General features: G+C 59.1%; 12 protein-coding genes. 10 read left to right on the plus strand and 2 right to left on the minus strand.

The genetic code is table 11. The features are described 5' to 3' along the window. The first annotated feature begins 130 nt into the window (after nt 1-130). From CYR55_RS11925 to CYR55_RS11940, 4 genes are all read left to right on the plus strand, one after another. Nucleotides 131-637 carry a M48 metallopeptidase family protein gene (locus tag CYR55_RS11925; protein ID WP_101816361.1) on the plus strand — a complete coding sequence of 169 codons (507 nt, stop codon included), beginning with the start codon at nt 131-133 and terminating at the stop codon, nt 635-637. A 39-nt stretch (nt 638-676) separates the two neighbouring features. Further along, the gene (locus CYR55_RS11930; protein ID WP_101816362.1) at nt 677-1,666 is read left to right on the plus strand and encodes a Gfo/Idh/MocA family protein; all 990 of its coding nucleotides are present in this window, start codon (nt 677-679) and stop codon (nt 1,664-1,666) included. Nucleotides 1,667-1,678: 12 nt separating this feature from the next. After that, nucleotides 1,679-2,407, plus strand: coding sequence for a glutamine amidotransferase (locus CYR55_RS11935; protein ID WP_101816363.1), 729 nt, complete (start codon nt 1,679-1,681; stop codon nt 2,405-2,407). A 302-nt stretch (nt 2,408-2,709) separates the two neighbouring features. Continuing rightward, nucleotides 2,710-3,666: a TerC family protein gene (locus tag CYR55_RS11940; protein ID WP_101816364.1), complete on the plus strand. Its 957-nt coding sequence runs from the start codon at nt 2,710-2,712 to the stop codon at nt 3,664-3,666. A 106-nt stretch (nt 3,667-3,772) separates the two neighbouring features. Here the strand turns inward: CYR55_RS11940 and CYR55_RS11945 are convergent, their stop codons facing one another. Then, a complete protein-coding gene (locus CYR55_RS11945) occupies nt 3,773-6,208 on the minus strand; it encodes a beta-N-acetylhexosaminidase (RefSeq protein ID WP_101816365.1) in 2,436 nt (811 codons plus the stop codon). A gap of 338 nt (nt 6,209-6,546) precedes the next feature. Between CYR55_RS11945 and treR the strand changes: the two genes are divergently transcribed. From treR to treC, 3 genes are all read left to right on the plus strand, one after another. Then, nucleotides 6,547-7,500 carry a trehalose operon repressor TreR gene (gene treR, locus CYR55_RS11950; RefSeq protein ID WP_101816366.1) on the plus strand — a complete coding sequence of 318 codons (954 nt, stop codon included), beginning with the start codon at nt 6,547-6,549 and terminating at the stop codon, nt 7,498-7,500. Between the two features lie 169 nt (nt 7,501-7,669). Further along, nucleotides 7,670-9,097, plus strand: a complete 1,428-nt coding sequence (treB, locus tag CYR55_RS11955) for a PTS trehalose transporter subunit IIBC (RefSeq protein WP_101816367.1) — start codon at nt 7,670-7,672, stop codon at nt 9,095-9,097. 79 nt (nt 9,098-9,176) lie between these two features. After that, nucleotides 9,177-10,841: an alpha,alpha-phosphotrehalase gene (treC, locus tag CYR55_RS11960; RefSeq protein WP_101816368.1), complete on the plus strand. Its 1,665-nt coding sequence runs from the start codon at nt 9,177-9,179 to the stop codon at nt 10,839-10,841. A gap of 4 nt (nt 10,842-10,845) precedes the next feature. On the opposite strand, the gene CYR55_RS11965 is transcribed toward treC, so the two are convergent. Beyond that, on the minus strand, nt 10,846-11,862 hold the full coding sequence (locus tag CYR55_RS11965; protein WP_101816369.1) for an NAD-dependent epimerase/dehydratase family protein: 1,017 nt from the start codon (nt 11,860-11,862) through the stop codon (nt 10,846-10,848). Between the two features lie 319 nt (nt 11,863-12,181). Here CYR55_RS11965 and nrdD point away from each other — a divergent pair, with 319 nt between their 5' ends. The 3 genes from nrdD to CYR55_RS11980 all read left to right on the plus strand — a co-directional run bounded on the left by nrdD (nt 12,182) and on the right by CYR55_RS11980 (nt 15,696). Next, the gene (gene nrdD / locus CYR55_RS11970; protein ID WP_101816370.1) at nt 12,182-14,317 is read left to right on the plus strand and encodes an anaerobic ribonucleoside-triphosphate reductase; all 2,136 of its coding nucleotides are present in this window, start codon (nt 12,182-12,184) and stop codon (nt 14,315-14,317) included. A 6-nt stretch (nt 14,318-14,323) separates the two neighbouring features. After that, the gene (nrdG, locus tag CYR55_RS11975) at nt 14,324-14,788 is read left to right on the plus strand and encodes an anaerobic ribonucleoside-triphosphate reductase-activating protein (RefSeq protein WP_101816371.1); all 465 of its coding nucleotides are present in this window, start codon (nt 14,324-14,326) and stop codon (nt 14,786-14,788) included. Nucleotides 14,789-15,003: 215 nt separating this feature from the next. Then, on the plus strand, nt 15,004-15,696 hold the full coding sequence (locus CYR55_RS11980) for a response regulator (RefSeq protein WP_165699580.1): 693 nt from the start codon (nt 15,004-15,006) through the stop codon (nt 15,694-15,696). Nucleotides 15,697-15,698: the final 2 nt, after the last annotated feature.

Here is a 15,698-nt window from a genome sequence, read left to right on the forward strand (position 1 = left end):
GGGCTGTTTATCCCTTAAATTTGCCTGTCAGTAAAATGTTTTTTCGGTTAAAACTGGCTTTATTGCCGTGGCGGCGCGTTTCTGCCTGCCGTCAGCGCGGCATCCCTTTTCCGGAGAGCGAGCCAAACCGATGCAATCACTGACTTACCTTCAGGGCTATCCTGATCACCTGCTGCATCAGGTACGCCAGCTGATCGCGGAGCAGCGTCTGGGCAACGTGCTGTTGCAGCGCTACCCGCAGCCGCACGATCTCACCACAGACAAATCGCTTTATCAGTTTACTACTGACCTGAAAAACCAGTTCCTGCGCAACGCCCCGCCGATCAGCAAAGTCGCCTATGACGGCAAAATCCAGGTGATGAAGCACGCGCTGGGGCTGCATACTGCCGTCTCCAGGGTGCAGGGCAATAAGCTGAAAGCCAAGGCGGAGATCCGCGTGGCGACCGTGTTTAAAAATGCGCCGGAAGCATTTCTGCGGATGATTGTGGTGCACGAGCTGGCGCACCTGAAAGAGAAAGAACACAACAAGGCCTTTTACAGCCTTTGCTGCCATATGGACCCGGCCTACCATCAACTGGAGTTTGATACCCGGCTCTATCTGACGCACCTGGACCTGTTCGGCAACCTTTATTCCTGAACCGATGGCGGCCCCGGCTGCCTGCACATGGAGTTACCCATGATTCGCTTTGCTGTTGTTGGCACCAACTGGATCACCCAGCGTTTTATCGATGCCGCCCATGAAAGCGGCAAGATGCGCCTCGCCGCGATCTACTCCCGCTCGCTGGATCAGGCCAAAGCGTTCGGGGAGGATTACCCGGTCGCCCACTATTTTGACGATCTGGACGCGCTGGCCAAAAGCGATCAGGTAGACGCGGTCTACCTTGCCAGCCCGAACGCCCTGCACTGCGCGCAGGCGTTGCTGTTCATGCGCCACGGCAAGCATGTGATTTGTGAAAAGCCGCTCGCTTCCAATGCGCGTGAAGCGGAGCAGATGATCGCCTGCGCGCGCGAACATCAGGTGGTGCTGTTTGAAGCGTTTAAAACTGCCTGGCTGCCCAACTTCCTGCACCTGCAAAGCTGCCTGTCACGGGTCGGTACCCTGCACCGGGTCTACCTCAACTATTGCCAGTTCTCCTCCCGCTACCCGCGTTATCTGGCCGGGGAGAACCCAAATACTTTTAACCCGGCGTTTTCCAACGGTTCGATCATGGACATCGGTTATTACTGCCTGGCCAGCAGCGTGGCGCTGTGGGGCCAACCCCAGCGCGTGACCGCCAGCGCGGCCCTGCTGGCCAGCGGCGTGGATGGACACGGCACGGTGATCCTTCACTATGATCAGTTTGAGGTGGTGATCGCTCACTCCAAAGTGAGTGACTCCGCGCTGCCCAGCGAAATTCAGGGCGAAGGCGGCACGCTGGAAATTGAGAAAATCTCCGAATGCCAGGCGGTGGCCTTTACCCCGCGCGGCGGCCAGAAGCTGGACCTGACCCAGCCGCAACACATCAATACCATGCTGTATGAAGCGGAAGCCTTTGCCCGGCTGGTGGAGGCCGGGCAGGTTGAGCACCCGGGGCTGGACACCTCCCGCATCACCGCCCGCCTGTTGACCGAGATCCGCCGCCAGACCGGCGTGGTATTCCCGGCCGACAGCGCCCCAGACGCCTGAACAGGAGTTCTTATGACGCACCCTAAGCCCCTTTTGATTCTGCAAACCGGTGACGCCCCGGACGTGATCCAGCAGCAGCATGAGAATTACCGGCAGATGTTTATCCAGCAAGGGGCGATCTCGCCTCAGGCGCTGGAGGTGGTACACCTGCCGCAGGGTGAACGGCCCGGCTTACCGGCGGCCTACAGCGGCGTAATCATTACCGGCTCCGGCGCGATGGTGACAGACCGGCTGGCGTGGAGTGAATGGGCGGCAGGCTGGCTGCGGCAGGCGATCGAGGTCGCGCTGCCGGTGTTTGGCGTCTGCTATGGGCACCAGCTGCTGGCCGACGCGCTGGGCGGCGTGGTGGATTACCACCCGCAGGGCATGGAGTGCGGCACCAAACTGCTGGAACGGCTGCCGGGCGCGGAACATGACCCGCTCTGTGCTGCCCTGCCCGCACGCTTCACTGCCAACCTGATCCACTCGCAGACGGTGCTCGTCCCGCCGCCGGGCGCGCAGGTGCTGGCGCGCTCTGACCACGATCCGCACCAGATTCTGCGGTTTAACGCCACCACCTTCGGCACCCAGTTTCACCCCGAATTCAACGGTGCGGTGATGAAAAGTTACCTGATGCGTCAGGCAACGCTGACGCCGGACCGGCAGGCTGAATTGGCTGCGCATCCGGCGGAGGATACGCCGGTCAGCCAGGGATTGTTACAGGCGTTTGTGGCCGGGCTCGGCCACGGTCAGCGCGCGTAAACATAAGTTTGACGAATCTTTACCTGATGACATATTGAGCACGGAAACATTTTGTATTATTTTATCATCAGCAAAGGGGAGTAACTTCTTCGCCGGTTTATCGTCATTACGGTGTCTGTTTCAGGCACCCGGTAACCGGGGCAACCCGAGAACATGGCGCATGCACCTGTCGTGCGCATCCATGTTGTCCGTGTTGTAAGTGAGACCTTGCCGGAAGGCGGGGTTTGCTTACAGCTCAACAGAGCGGCTGACGTCTTCCGATGTCAGCCGTTTTTTGTTTTCAGGATACTCAGGAGCACCCTATGAACTCAGTTGGAAACCCATGGCTATGGGGCAGTTTCGCTGTCATCGTTGCCATTATGCTGGCGGTAGACCTGCTGTTGCAGGGCAAGCGCGGGCAGCAAACCATGACCATGAAAAGCGCGGCCTGCTGGTCGCTGGTGTGGGTCAGCCTGGCGTTGCTGTTTAACGCCGGATTCTGGTGGTACCTCAACGGCACGCTGGGGCGCGAGGTGGCAGACCAGCAGGCGCTGGCGTTCCTGACCGGCTATCTGATTGAGAAAGCGCTGGCGGTAGATAACGTCTTCGTCTGGCTGATGCTGTTTGGCTACTTTGCGATCCCGGCCAGCCTGCAACGGCGGGTGCTGGTGTATGGCGTGCTGGGCGCGATTGTGCTGCGTACGGTGATGATCTTCGGCGGCAGCTGGCTGGTGACGCAGTTCCACTGGATCCTGTACGTGTTCGGCGCATTCCTGCTGTTTACCGGCATCAAGATGGCGCTGGCGAAAGAGGATGACGCGGTACTGGGCGAGAAGCCGCTAGTGCGCTGGCTGCGTAAACATTTGCGGATGACCGACGAGCTGGACGGGGAAAAGTTCTTTACCTACCGTAACGGCGTGCGTTTCGCCACCCCGCTGCTGCTGGTGCTGATTCTGGTGGAGCTGAGTGACGTGATCTTCGCGGTGGACAGCATTCCGGCGATCTTCGCCGTGACCACTGACCCGTTTATCGTGCTGACCTCGAACCTGTTTGCGATCCTCGGCCTGCGCGCCATGTACTTCCTGCTGGCGAACGTCGCGGAGAAGTTCTCGCTGCTGAAGTATGGCCTGGCGGTGATTCTGGTGTTTATCGGTGCCAAGATGCTGATGATGGATATTTACCACATCCCGGTTGCCGTCTCGCTGGGCGTGGTCGGCGGCATTCTGGCCGTGACCCTGTTGCTGAACGTCTGGGTCAACAAACGCGCCGCGCGCACCTGACAGCGTACGCGCAGAGGGAGTACGGGGCAGCGTTTTGCCCGTTTTTTTTCTTGTTTTTTCTGCGTTAACGCCGGGTTTTTCTGCGTTAACGCCGGGTTTTTCTGCGTTAACGCCGGGGCTTGTTGCCGCCCGGTTTCGCCTCATTGCTCTCATCCTTGCGGGTGATGCCGTCCAGCAACGCTTCCAGCGGGTAGACCGCCGCAATCACCACCTCATCCCGCACCGCGGATGCCTTGTCCAGCAGCTGCCTGGCCCGTTTTACCTCATTGGTGCCGATCATGCTGCCGCGCTGGGCGACATCCACCAGCCGCAGGCCCAGCACCGAAAGCGCGTTGACGTCCGCGGCCACCGGTTGCAGTGGGGAGAGCAGATAATTGCCCGCCAGCAGCGGCGCGACCTCTGCGCTGTTAGCCTGCCAGCGGGTGAAACGGCGGCGCAGGGCGTCTGCGGCGGCGCTGTCGGTGCGGTTAGCCAGTAACTGCTGCACCTCAAGGTTCATCTGTCGCACCTCATCACTTTCCGCCGGCAGCGCATCCGCGAAGCGGTTGAGCGGCTCGAACTGGTGGTAGTTGCCTGCCTGGAATTTCAGGTGCTGCCGGGTGTAGTACTGCGCCGGTTCCACCGCCTCGGCCAATACCTGCAAGGGCATAATCTGGGTGCTCTGCGCCAGCCGGGTCAGCAGGCGTGTGGTGTCGGCGTGCTGTTGCAGCCCCACCGAGACCACTGACCACGCATCCACCGCCGACAGCCGCCGGTACATGTTCTGCTCATCCTGCACGTCCCGCGCTGACCAGAGCCGCTCCGCCACCACAAAGGCGCGCGGCCAGAGTTTCAGGTCAATCACCTGCGGCGTCACCATCTCTGCCCAGAGCGCCGCTTCCCCGCCGAGGATATTGGCCGCACCGGTGCGGTCCGGCACCACCGGCGCAGTACCGGCCGGAACGGCAGCGAGCTTCTGCCCGCTCACCGGGTAGCGCACATTGCCGATCAGGAAATAGCCCGCCAGCGTACTATTTTTCAGCGTCAGTACCGGCCGGGTATCGCCCATCCAGGTGTCGATGCGGAAGGTCACGTTGCCGTCACGCCATGCAATGTCGCGCACTGCGCGGCGTGATTTGCCGCTGAAGTCGATAAACCCGCGCCAGCCCTGCGGCCCCTCAATCAGGGTCACGCTGCCCTCCACCGGCTTGCCTTTAAGGCGCGGCATCGAAAATGCCCAGCTCTGCGCTTTCTCATCCTGATGGACGCGGTCATCGATCCAGAGCGGTTGCGGCAGCACCTCATTGCGGTAGTGGTAGGCGGCGCTCTGCGGCTGGTCGAGGTAGAAGCCGGTGGAGAGCAGCCCTTTATAGCCCTCCTGCGCCGCCGCACCCAACGCATCCGGCCCCTGCCAGGATTGGATCACCGCCGTCTTCGGCAGATCCGGGTGGTGGATTTCATCCCAGCCCACCATGGTGCGCTGCCAGGAGCCGAGGATCAGCGTCAGTTTCTGGTTGAAGTAGGCCTGAAGCGCATGGCTGTCAGCCAGGTTATTGCGTTTCATGAAGGCCTGAATCGTGGGCGACTCGTTCCACTGGGTCGGGTCAACCTCGTCCCCGCCGATGTGCAGGTAGGGATCCGGGAAGATCGCCGCCACTTCGCCAACGATCGTGTCCACAAACTGATAGGTTTCCTGCCGGCTGGGATCGAGCGTGGGCTGGTGCACGCCCCACTCCCGCTGCATCAGGTAGGGACCGGGCGCGCTGACCAGCTCCGGGTAGGCCACGGCAATCGCGGAGGCGTGGCCGGGCAGGTCAATCTCCGGCACCACGCGGATGCCGAGCGTGGTGGCGTAGGCCACCACCTCTTTCATCTGCGCTACGCTGTAGAACTGGCCGTCGCTCGCCAGCTGTTGCAGTTTCGGGTAGTGGGTGGAGGCGAAACGCCAGCCCTGATCGTCGGTCAGGTGCCAGTGGAACACGTTCAGTTTGGCGGCGGCCATGCCGTCGAGCTGGCGTTTGATGTCACTGACCGGCAGGAAATGGCGGGCGGAATCGAGCAGCACGCCGCGCCACGGAAAACGCGGCGCGTCAGAGATGCGCACCAGCGGCAAGGCGGTGTGGCTGCCGTCGTTGCGGATCAGCTGTAACAGTGTTTCCATGCCGCGCAGCGCGCCAAAGCGAGTTTCCGCGTTCAGCACCACGCCCTGCGGCGTGATGGTGAGCTGGTAGCGCTCGTCGCTGTCCGGCAGCGGTTGCGGGTCCACTTTCTGCTTAATCACCACCATGATCAGCGCCTGCGGCGGGTTTTCCGCCTGCGGCAACAGCGCCCAGCCGGTCTGCTGCTCTATCCGCTGCCGCCAGTGGGCGATGGCCGGGCCGAGGTCGTCCCCGCTGACGCCGAGGGTCAGCCGGTTATCGAGAACCAGCTGGCCCTGCTGCGGGTTACCCTCCACCTTCTGTGGCCAGGGCATCAGCGGCAGATCGCCGGCGGGTTGCGCCCATAACGTGGGGGAAAACAGGAAAAGCGAGGCCAACAGCGTGGTGGGTAAGCAGCGTTTCATTTTTATCAGTCCCTGGAGGTCATTACAGCCATGCGCAAGAGTAACCCGGCGAATAATAAAGGGTAAGGCGCGTGCCGTCGCCGTTGATGGCCAAAAAACGGCCGGAGATCACGTCTTGCCTGCCCCGTGGCTGATGATGTCCTTTAATAACAAAAATTTTCAGCGAGTTAGCGGGGGTTACCCTCCGGTTATTGCCTGGTTTCGGGTGCGGCGGGCCGCAAAATTAAGAATTCCCCCACAATGCGCGCTGTGCCTGACTGAAGAGAAGATGCATGACGCCGGGAATTCAGTTACAAAGGAAGACCGTTTTCCTGACGCCGTGGAACCCGCTGTAGATTATGACAACCCGCCTGACCATCAAAGATATTGCCCGCCTCAGCGGCGTGGGGAAATCCACGGTTTCCCGCGTGCTGAACAATGAAGGCAGCGTCAGCCCGCGCACCCGGGAACGGGTGGAGGCGGTGATCCGCGAGCAGGGGTTTACGCCGTCGAAATCGGCGCGTGCCATGCGCGGCCAGAGTGACAAAGTGGTGGGGATTATCGTCTCACGGCTTGATTCGCCTTCGGAAAACCAGGCGGTGCGCGCCATGCTGCCGCTGCTCTATCAGCACGGTTACGACCCGATTGTGATGGAAAGCCAGTTCTCGGCGGCCAGGGTGCAGGAGCATTTGCAGGTGCTGCACCAGCGTAATGTGGACGGGGTGATCCTGTTTGGCTTTACCGGGCTGGAGGAGCCGCTGCTGCGGCCATGGCAGGCTAACATCGTAACGCTGGCGCAGGATTACGCCGGGCTGTCGTCGGTTTGTTATGACGAGGCGGGCGCGGTACGCCTGCTGATGGATGCGCTTACCCAATCGGGCCACCAGCAGATCGGTTATATCGGCGTGACCCCGGAAGACGCCACCACCGGCCTGCGCCGCCAGCAGGCGTATCTCGATTACTGCGCCGGAAACGGCCTGGCCCCGCAGATGGCGATCGGCGAACTCAGTTACCAGAGCGGTTTCCAGCTCGCCCCCAGGGTGCTGCGCCCCGGTATGCGGGCGCTGGTTTGCGCGTCCGACACCATTGCGCTGGGTGCGGCCAAATACCTGCAACAGCACGCCCTGCCCGCGGTTCAGGTGTGCGGCATCGGCAATAACCCGCTGTTGCGCTTCCTGTTCCCGGAGACCTTTTCCATTGAAATGGGATATGGCGACGCCGGGCTGCGTGCCGCCGAACAATTGCTCAACCAGTTGCAGCACCCTCAGCAGGGTATCTGCCACATCACCGTGCCCTGCCGCCTCGTCACCTGAGGTTCACACCGGGAGTTACTGCCCCTTACAATATATGTGATGCTCAGCTCAAACCGGGAACGTTCCCAGTTCCACGCGCCCAGTTTCACGCTATGCTTTTAAAAACACCCTCCCTTGTTCCGGCCGGAAATGCACCTTAACCCACGCGGCGAATAAAGAGCATAAAACCATGAGCAAAAAGAATACGGTAAACCCGTCTGATGTTGAGCAGTTGATTGCGCTGGTTGGCGGCAGCGGCAATATTGCCACTGTTACTCACTGTATTACCCGGTTGCGTTTTGTCCTGAATGATCCGACAAAGGCCGACCCGAAAGCCATCGAAGCGTTGCGCATGGTGAAAGGCTGTTTTACCAACGCCGGGCAGTTCCAGGTGGTGATTGGCCCTGAGGTGGGCGAATACTATAAGGCGCTGATTGCCGCCAGCGGTAACAGCGGGGCTAACAAAGAGCAGGCCAAGGTAGCCGCCCGCCAGAACATGAACATTTTCGAGCGCGGTATCTCCCATTTTGCGGAGATTTTCTTCCCGCTGCTGCCGGCGCTGATCAGCGGCGGCCTGATTTTAGGGTTCCGCAATATCATCGGTGAAATCCCGATGAGTGGCGGCAAAACACTGGCGCAAATCTACCCGCTGTGGCAGACCATTTACGATTTCCTCTGGTTGCTGGGTGAGGCGATTTTCTTCTATTTGCCGGTCGGCATCTGCTGGGCCACGGTGAAAAAACTGGGCGGCACGCCGATCCTCGGCATTGTGCTGGGCGTGACGCTGGTCTCCCCCCAACTGATGAACCCCTACCTGCTGGGGCAACAGATCCCGGACGTGTGGGATTTTGGCTGGTTCACGATTGAAAAAGTGGGCTATCAGGCGCAGGTGATTCCGTCGATGCTGGCCGGGGTTTCTCTGGCGTTTATTGAGACCCGGCTGCGGCGCATTGTCCCTAACTATCTCGAACTGGTGATTGTGCCGGTCTGCTCGCTGATGCTGGCCGTCTTCCTCGCCCATACGCTGATTGGGCCGTTTGGCCGCATGATTGGTGACAGTGTGGCCTGGGCGGTGAAAGCGATGATGACCGGCAGCTTTGCGCCGATTGGTGCGGCGATTTTCGGCTTCCTGTATGCCCCGCTGGTGGTCACCGGCGTTCACCAGACGACGCTGGCCATCGACCTCCAGATGATTCAGAACATGGGCGGTACGCCGGTCTGGCCGCTGATTGCGCTGTCCAATATTGCGCAGGCCGCCGCGGTGACAGGCATTATTATCGTCAGCCGGAAACACAATGAGCGTGAAATTTCGGTGCCGGCGGCTGTCTCCGCGTTCCTCGGTGTGACCGAACCGGCAATGTACGGGATTAACCTGAAGTACCGCTTCCCGATGCTCTGCGCGATGATTGGCTCCGCTTCCGCCGCGCTGATTTGCGGGCTGGCCCATGTTACCGCTAACGGCATCGGTGTAGGTGGGCTGCCGGGCATCTTGTCGATTAAACCGCAATTCTGGGCTACTTACTCGCTGGCCATTCTGACGGCGATTGTCATCCCTATTGTGCTGACCGTGCTGGTCTACCAGCGCAAAATGCGCCGCGGCCAGTTGGCCTACACCTGAGTACCCTGCGGGCGCCGTCGGCGCCCGCTGTTTTCCCCTTTCCGGTTAATTTTTTCTTTTTAATATGGGAGACATTGTCATGTCTGCAGATCTGCCCTGGTGGCAAAACGGCGTTATCTACCAGATTTACCCCAAGAGTTTTCAGGACAGCACCGGCGATGGGCTGGGCGATCTGCTGGGCGTGATCCGCCGCCTCGATTACCTGCAACAGCTCGGGGTGGATGCGCTGTGGCTGACGCCGGTTTACCGCTCGCCGCAGGTGGACAACGGCTATGACGTGGCCGATTACTGTTCTATTGATCCGGCTTACGGCACGATGGAAACCTTTGAGCAACTCACGGCAGAGGCGCACCGGCGCGGCATCCGTATCATCATGGACATGGTGTTCAACCATACCTCGACCCAGCATGCGTGGTTCCTCCAGTCACAAGACCCGGCCAGCCCCTACCGCGATTACTATGTCTGGCGCGACCGCAACCCGGCAACGCCGGACGGCCTGCCGAATAACTGGCGTTCCAAGTTTGGCGGTAATGCCTGGCAGTGGCATGAGGCCAGCGGCCAGTATTACCTGCACCTGTTTGCGCCGGAGCAGGCCGACCTGAACTGGGAGCACCCGCCGGTGCGCGAGGCGCTGAATAAAGTGTGTGCATTCTGGGCGGCCAGAGGGGTCGATGGCCTGCGGCTGGACGTGATTAACCTGATCTCCAAAACCCCCGGCCTGCCCTCGGATGACACCGGTGACGGCCGCCGTTACTACACCGACGGGCCGCGCAGCCATGAATTTTTGCAGGCGATGAGCCGCGAGGTATTCCAGCCGCTGGGGCTGATGACCGTGGGCGAGATGTCCTCTACCTCGCTGGAACATTGCCGCCGTTATGCGGCGCTGGACGGCAGCGAACTCTCCATGACCTTCAATTTCCACCACCTGAAAGTGGATTACCCGAACGGCGAAAAGTGGTCACGCGCGCGGCCGGATTTTGTGCAACTGAAGCGGATTTTCGGCGAGTGGCAACAGGGGATGCACGGCCACGCCTGGAATGCGCTGTTCTGGTGTAACCATGACCAGCCGCGCGCGGTGTCGCGTTTTGGCGATGATGGCGCACTGCGGGTGCCGGCCGCCAAGATGCTGGCGATGGTGCTGCACGGTATGCAGGGCACGCCCTATATCTATCAGGGGGAAGAGATCGGCATGACCAACCCCGGTTACCGCTATCTTGAACAGTACCGGGATGTCGAGAGCCTGAATATGTTCGCTGAACTGGTGCAGGCCGGGCGGCCGGAAGCGGAATTGCTGGATATTTTGTCCGGGAAATCGCGCGACAACGGCCGCACACCGATGCAGTGGGATGAGAGTGAACACGCCGGGTTCAGCACCGTCACGCCGTGGCTGGAGCCGTGCGCCAACTACCCGGCGATCAATGTGAAACAGGCGCTGGCGGATAAGGACTCGGTGTTTTACACCTATCAGCGGTTGATCGCCCTGCGTAAACAGTTGCCGATCCTGACGCACGGTAACTATCAGGATCTGCTGCCGGATCACCCGTGGCTCTGGTGTTACCAGCGCCGGCACGGCGACCAACAGCTGCTGGTGGTCGCTAACCTCAGCCGCGAGGCGCAACCCTGGCAGCCTTCCGTGCCTGCCGATGGCTGGGAACAGGTGATGAGCAACTATGCGGATGCCGCCGCACAGCCGGCGGCCATGACGCTGCGGCCGTTTGAGGCGATTTACTGGTTGCGGGGCTGACGCCTCAGCGCGGGGTCACCAGGCCCTGCGCAATCAGCCACTGGGCGGTTAATGCCACGCCTTCGGCCAGTGCGTAACGCGGCGTGTAATTGAGCGTATTGCGCGCCCGGTGGCGGCTCAGAGTCAGATCATAGACGGCGGCCGCCACGCTGTGCCGGGTCAGGCGCGGCGGCTGCCGCCGCATGAGGCTGCCCAGTTCATGCAGCGCCGCCCGGCTATAGGCCACCTGATAGGGCGCGGCGCGCAAATAGTATTGAATCCCTAACTGCTGCCCCAGCAGCAACTCCAGCATCAGCGCCAGGCTCTGCGCCTCATGGTTAGTGATATTGAATACCGCCCCGCTCTCCAGCGCCGGTTGCTCTGTTGCCAGCGCCAGTGCCTCTACCACATTCAACACGAAGGTAAACTCAGTGCGCGCCACCCCGCCGCCCGGCAGGGAGAGGATGCCTTTGCCGTGGCGCAACGCGTCCAGCATTACCGGCAGGGTGCCCTGCTGGTGAGGGCCGAACAGCGCGCCGGGCCGTAAAATGACGCAGCAGGTGCCCGGGTAATGCGGCATCAGCCGGCGGATGCTCTCTTCCGCCGCATGTTTACTGGCGGCGGCATGGTTGGCAAAGTGCGCCGGACGGAAGGTTTCCTCCACGTTGTAACGGTGGCGATAGTCAAAATAGAGCGCAGCAGAGGAGACGTAGATAAAGCGCCCAATCCCCGCTTCCCCCGCTGCCTGCAACAGGTTTTCGGTGGCGATGACGTTGGTGTCATAAAACGCCTGGTAGTCGCCCCAGTGATGGGTATTGGCCGCACAATGCCAGACGGCATCACAGCCCGCCACCAGCGCCCGGCAGGCGGCGATGTCTGCCCCGGCCAGATCCAGCGCCGTGAATTGCGCACCCTGCGCCGCCAGCGTCTCGCCCACCTCCGGGTTACGCCCGGTGGCATGTACCTGGTGGCCCGCCTGCAATAACCATTCAACGGCATTGCGCCCCAGCCCGCTTGTCGCTCCAGTGACCAATACTTTCATTGCTCTCCTGCCCGCATTCGCGCTCTTCCCAATGTAGATGCCCTCCAGCAGTGTAGCCGGGGAGCGAGTGTAAAAAAATCGTTAATATCTAATATTGCGGCATAAACATGTCAGCTTCTCCGTTCCCCGGTACCAGGATGGTCAGAGATTCCACAGCGCACTTTTTTCTTTGTCTTATATCAAGCAAAGCTGGATTAACCCTCGCCAAATCACTACATATGGTGCGTATAGTAATCACCCTCTTCTATATATAGTGATTCTTTCCTTATCTTCTGAGGCCGGGCACGCCCGGCCGGGATAACCACCAAAGGAGTACATCGTGAAACCAGTGGTGATAAAGCGGGACGGGTGCCGGGTCGTATTTGATGAAGCGCGGATTATGCAGGCTATCGCCCGGGCGGCGCAGGCTGTCCGGCTGGAGGATAACGCCTATTGCGCCGGGGTAGCCCGGCATGTGACCGCCCAACTGGCTGACCGGGATCAGGTGGATATCCATGAGGTACAGGACGCGGTGGAAAACCTGCTGATGGCCGGCCCGCACAAGGCGCTGGCACGCGCTTATATTGAGTATCGCCACGATCGCGATGTCGCCCGTGAACAGCGCGGGAAACTGAACCAGGAGATCCGCGGGCTGGTTGAGCAGCGTAACCACGCGCTGCTGAATGAGAACGCCAATAAAGACAGCAAGGTCATCCCGACCCAGCGCGATCTGCTGGCCGGCATTGTCGCCAAACATTACGCCAAGCAGCACATTCTGCCGCGTGATGTGGTGCTGGCCCATGAGCGCGGCGAGATCCATTATCACGATCTCGACTACTCGCCGTTTTTCCCGATGTTCAACTGTATGCTGATTGACCTGAAAGGGATGCTGACCGGCGGCTTCAAAATGGGCAATGCGGAGATTGAAACGCCGAAGTCCATCTCTACCGCAACGGCGGTGACCGCCCAGATCATCGCGCAGGTCGCCAGCCATATTTATGGCGGCACTACCATTAACCGCATTGATGAGATCCTCGCGCCCTATGTAACCGCCAGCTTTGAAAAACACCGCACCACCGCGCAGGCGTGGCAGATCCCGGATGCCGACGGCTACGCCCGGGAGCGCACGGAGAAGGAGTGTTATGACGCCTTCCAGTCGCTCGAGTATGAGGTCAACACGTTACATACCGCCAACGGCCAGACGCCGTTCGTCACCTTTGGCTTTGGCCTCGGCACCTGCTGGCAGTCGCGCCTGATTCAGTGCTCTATTCTGCGCAACCGCATTGCCGGGTTGGGCAAGAACCGCAAAACCGCCGTGTTCCCCAAGCTGGTGTTTGCCATCCGTGACGGCGTAAACCATAAACCGGGCGATATTAACTATGACATCAAGCAACTGGCGCTGGAGTGCGCCAGCAAACGGATGTACCCGGATATTCTCAATTATGATCAGGTAGTGAAGGTCACCGGCTCGTTCAAAACACCGATGGGCTGCCGCAGTTTCCTGGGCGTATATGAAGAGAACGGCGAGCAGATCCATGATGGGCGTAACAATATTGGCGTGATCAGCCTGAACCTGCCGCGCATCGCCCTGGAGGCACGTGGGGATGAATCGCTGTTCTGGATGCTGCTGGATGAGCGGCTGGTGCTGGCGAAAAAGGCGCTGATGACACGGATTGCCCGGCTGGAGGGGGTCAAGGCGCGGGTTGCGCCAATTCTCTATATGGAGGGGGCCTGCGGGGTGCGCCTGAAGGCGGATGATGACGTCGCGGCGATCTTCAAACAGGGCCGCGCGTCGATTTCACTGGGTTACATCGGCCTGCATGAAACCATTAATGCGCTTTCCGGGAACCAGCATGTATTTGACCATGCTGAGCTACGGGCCAAGGCGGTGCAGATTGTCACCCGGCTGCGGGCGGCCACCGATACGTGGAAAGAGGAGACCGGTTACGGCTTCAGCCTCTACAGCACCCCGAGCGAAAACCTGTGCGATCGCTTCTGCCGGCTGGACACCGCTGAATTTGGCGTGGTGCCCGGCGTCACGGATAAAGGCTATTACACCAACAGCTTCCATCTCGATGTGGAAAAGCGTGTGAATCCATACGCCAAACTGGACTTTGAAGCCCCCTACCCGCCGCTGGCGAATGGCGGGTTCATCTGTTACGGCGAATACCCGAACCTGCAACATAATCTCAAGGCGCTGGAAGATGTCTGGGATTACAGCTATCACCGTGTGCCCTATTACGGCACCAACACGCCGATCGACGAGTGTTACGAATGCGGTTTTACCGGGGAATTTGATTGCACCAGCAAAGGTTTTACCTGCCCGAAATGCGGTAACCATGATGCCAGCAACGTCTCCGTCACCCGCCGGGTGTGCGGCTATCTCGGCAGCCCGGATGCGCGGCCGTTTAACGCCGGCAAACAGGAAGAGGTCAAACGCCGGGTCAAGCATCTGCACACTGGCCGGTTAGGGTAAGCCGTGATGAATTTCCATCACTACTACCCGATTGATGTGGTCAATGGCCCCGGCACCCGCTGCACCCTGTTTGTCGCCGGGTGCGAGCACCAATGCCGCGGCTGTTATAACAAAAGCACCTGGCGGCTGGACTCCGGCCGCCCGTTTACCCCTGAGAATGAGGACCGGATTATTGATGACCTCAATGATTCACGCATTCCACGGCAAGGGCTGTCACTTTCCGGCGGTGATCCGCTGCATCCGCACAATCTGCCTGTCATTCTGCATCTGGTAAAACGCGTCCGGGCGGAGTGTGAGGAAAAAGATATCTGGCTCTGGACCGGCTATCAGCTTGAATCACTCAATTCTGCACAACACGAGGTGGTCAGTTATATTAACGTGCTGATTGATGGCAAGTTTGTGCAGGATCTGAAAGATCCCGCCCTGATTTGGCGCGGCAGCAGTAATCAGATTATTCATCGGCTCCGCTAATAGATCCTCTTTTTTTATTATCCTCCTCACTTTTACAGAGTTCAGAATCGCGTTAAATTCTGGATTCTGTTTCCCATACGACAAAAACGGTGCGTTTCCGGCAGGCAACTAAATATACAAATGCAGCAACACAAATTACACTTACTGTATCTTCATTTAACCAGCGGCCTATTATGCAGAGAAGAAAGCCCGGTGCCTTGCGTCCTGGGGCGTCAATGTCAGATAAAAGAATCAAAGTGGCGATAGCGGATCAACACCCTATCGTCATCTATGGTTTGCTGGCGTTATTACGGGAAGAGAATGATATTGAGGTGGTATTTACCAGCTCTACCACCCAGGATTTGTTCAAAAAACTGGCTTTATATGAAGCTGATATTATTATTTGTGATAGTAATTTTACGGAAGCACTGGATACTAAGGGTACCCAATTATTAAGGAGTATTCATCGTTATATCCCTCATATTAACATTGTCTTCTACAGCGCGAACCTGACGTCACATCAGATAGCCGAAGCCATGGAAGCGGGGGCGGCCAGCGTGATACGCAAAAGTGAAGAAGATTTCTCGCTTATTGCGCATACCTTGCGTCGGGTACATAACGGTACATTTTATCTGCAACCCAGTATTTCCCATGAGATTTTGTCCTCCTTTTTATCAGGGCGACAAAAAAACAGCAGCTGGCACAGTCTTTCGGCCCGGGAAAAGGTTGTTATCCAGCTCATCTGTGAAGGGCATTCAATTAAACAGATTGCCCACGAACTCTGCAAAAGCCCAAAAACCATCAGTAACCAGAAAACCATGGCCATGCGAAAATTAGGTGCAACAAATGACATACAATTGATAAACAGAGTGAAAGAACTTCGTTATGAACTGGCTGCCGAGCCTAAGAAAGAGGATAAAGAAGAGTAATC

The organism is Chimaeribacter californicus, from assembly GCF_002858675.1.
GTDB classification, from domain to species: Bacteria; Pseudomonadota; Gammaproteobacteria; order Enterobacterales; family Enterobacteriaceae; genus Chimaeribacter; species Chimaeribacter californicus.

What these genes read in the sequence shown, in the direction of transcription:
- CYR55_RS11925 (WP_101816361.1), top strand. Translation starts at nt 131, where the DNA reads ATGCAATCACTGACTTACCTTCAGGGCTATCCTGATCACCTGCTGCAT.
- CYR55_RS11930 (WP_101816362.1), top strand. Translation starts at nt 677, where the DNA reads ATGATTCGCTTTGCTGTTGTTGGCACCAACTGGATCACCCAGCGTTTT.
- CYR55_RS11935 (WP_101816363.1), top strand. Translation starts at nt 1,679, where the DNA reads ATGACGCACCCTAAGCCCCTTTTGATTCTGCAAACCGGTGACGCCCCG.
- CYR55_RS11940 (WP_101816364.1), top strand. Translation starts at nt 2,710, where the DNA reads ATGAACTCAGTTGGAAACCCATGGCTATGGGGCAGTTTCGCTGTCATC.
- CYR55_RS11945 (WP_101816365.1), bottom strand. Translation starts at nt 6,208, where the DNA reads ATGAAACGCTGCTTACCCACCACGCTGTTGGCCTCGCTTTTCCTGTTT.
- treR (WP_101816366.1), top strand. Translation starts at nt 6,547, where the DNA reads ATGACAACCCGCCTGACCATCAAAGATATTGCCCGCCTCAGCGGCGTG.
- treB (WP_101816367.1), top strand. Translation starts at nt 7,670, where the DNA reads ATGAGCAAAAAGAATACGGTAAACCCGTCTGATGTTGAGCAGTTGATT.
- treC (WP_101816368.1), top strand. Translation starts at nt 9,177, where the DNA reads ATGTCTGCAGATCTGCCCTGGTGGCAAAACGGCGTTATCTACCAGATT.
- CYR55_RS11965 (WP_101816369.1), bottom strand. Translation starts at nt 11,862, where the DNA reads ATGAAAGTATTGGTCACTGGAGCGACAAGCGGGCTGGGGCGCAATGCC.
- nrdG (WP_101816371.1), top strand. Translation starts at nt 14,324, where the DNA reads ATGAATTTCCATCACTACTACCCGATTGATGTGGTCAATGGCCCCGGC.
- CYR55_RS11980 (WP_165699580.1), top strand. Translation starts at nt 15,004, where the DNA reads ATGTCAGATAAAAGAATCAAAGTGGCGATAGCGGATCAACACCCTATC.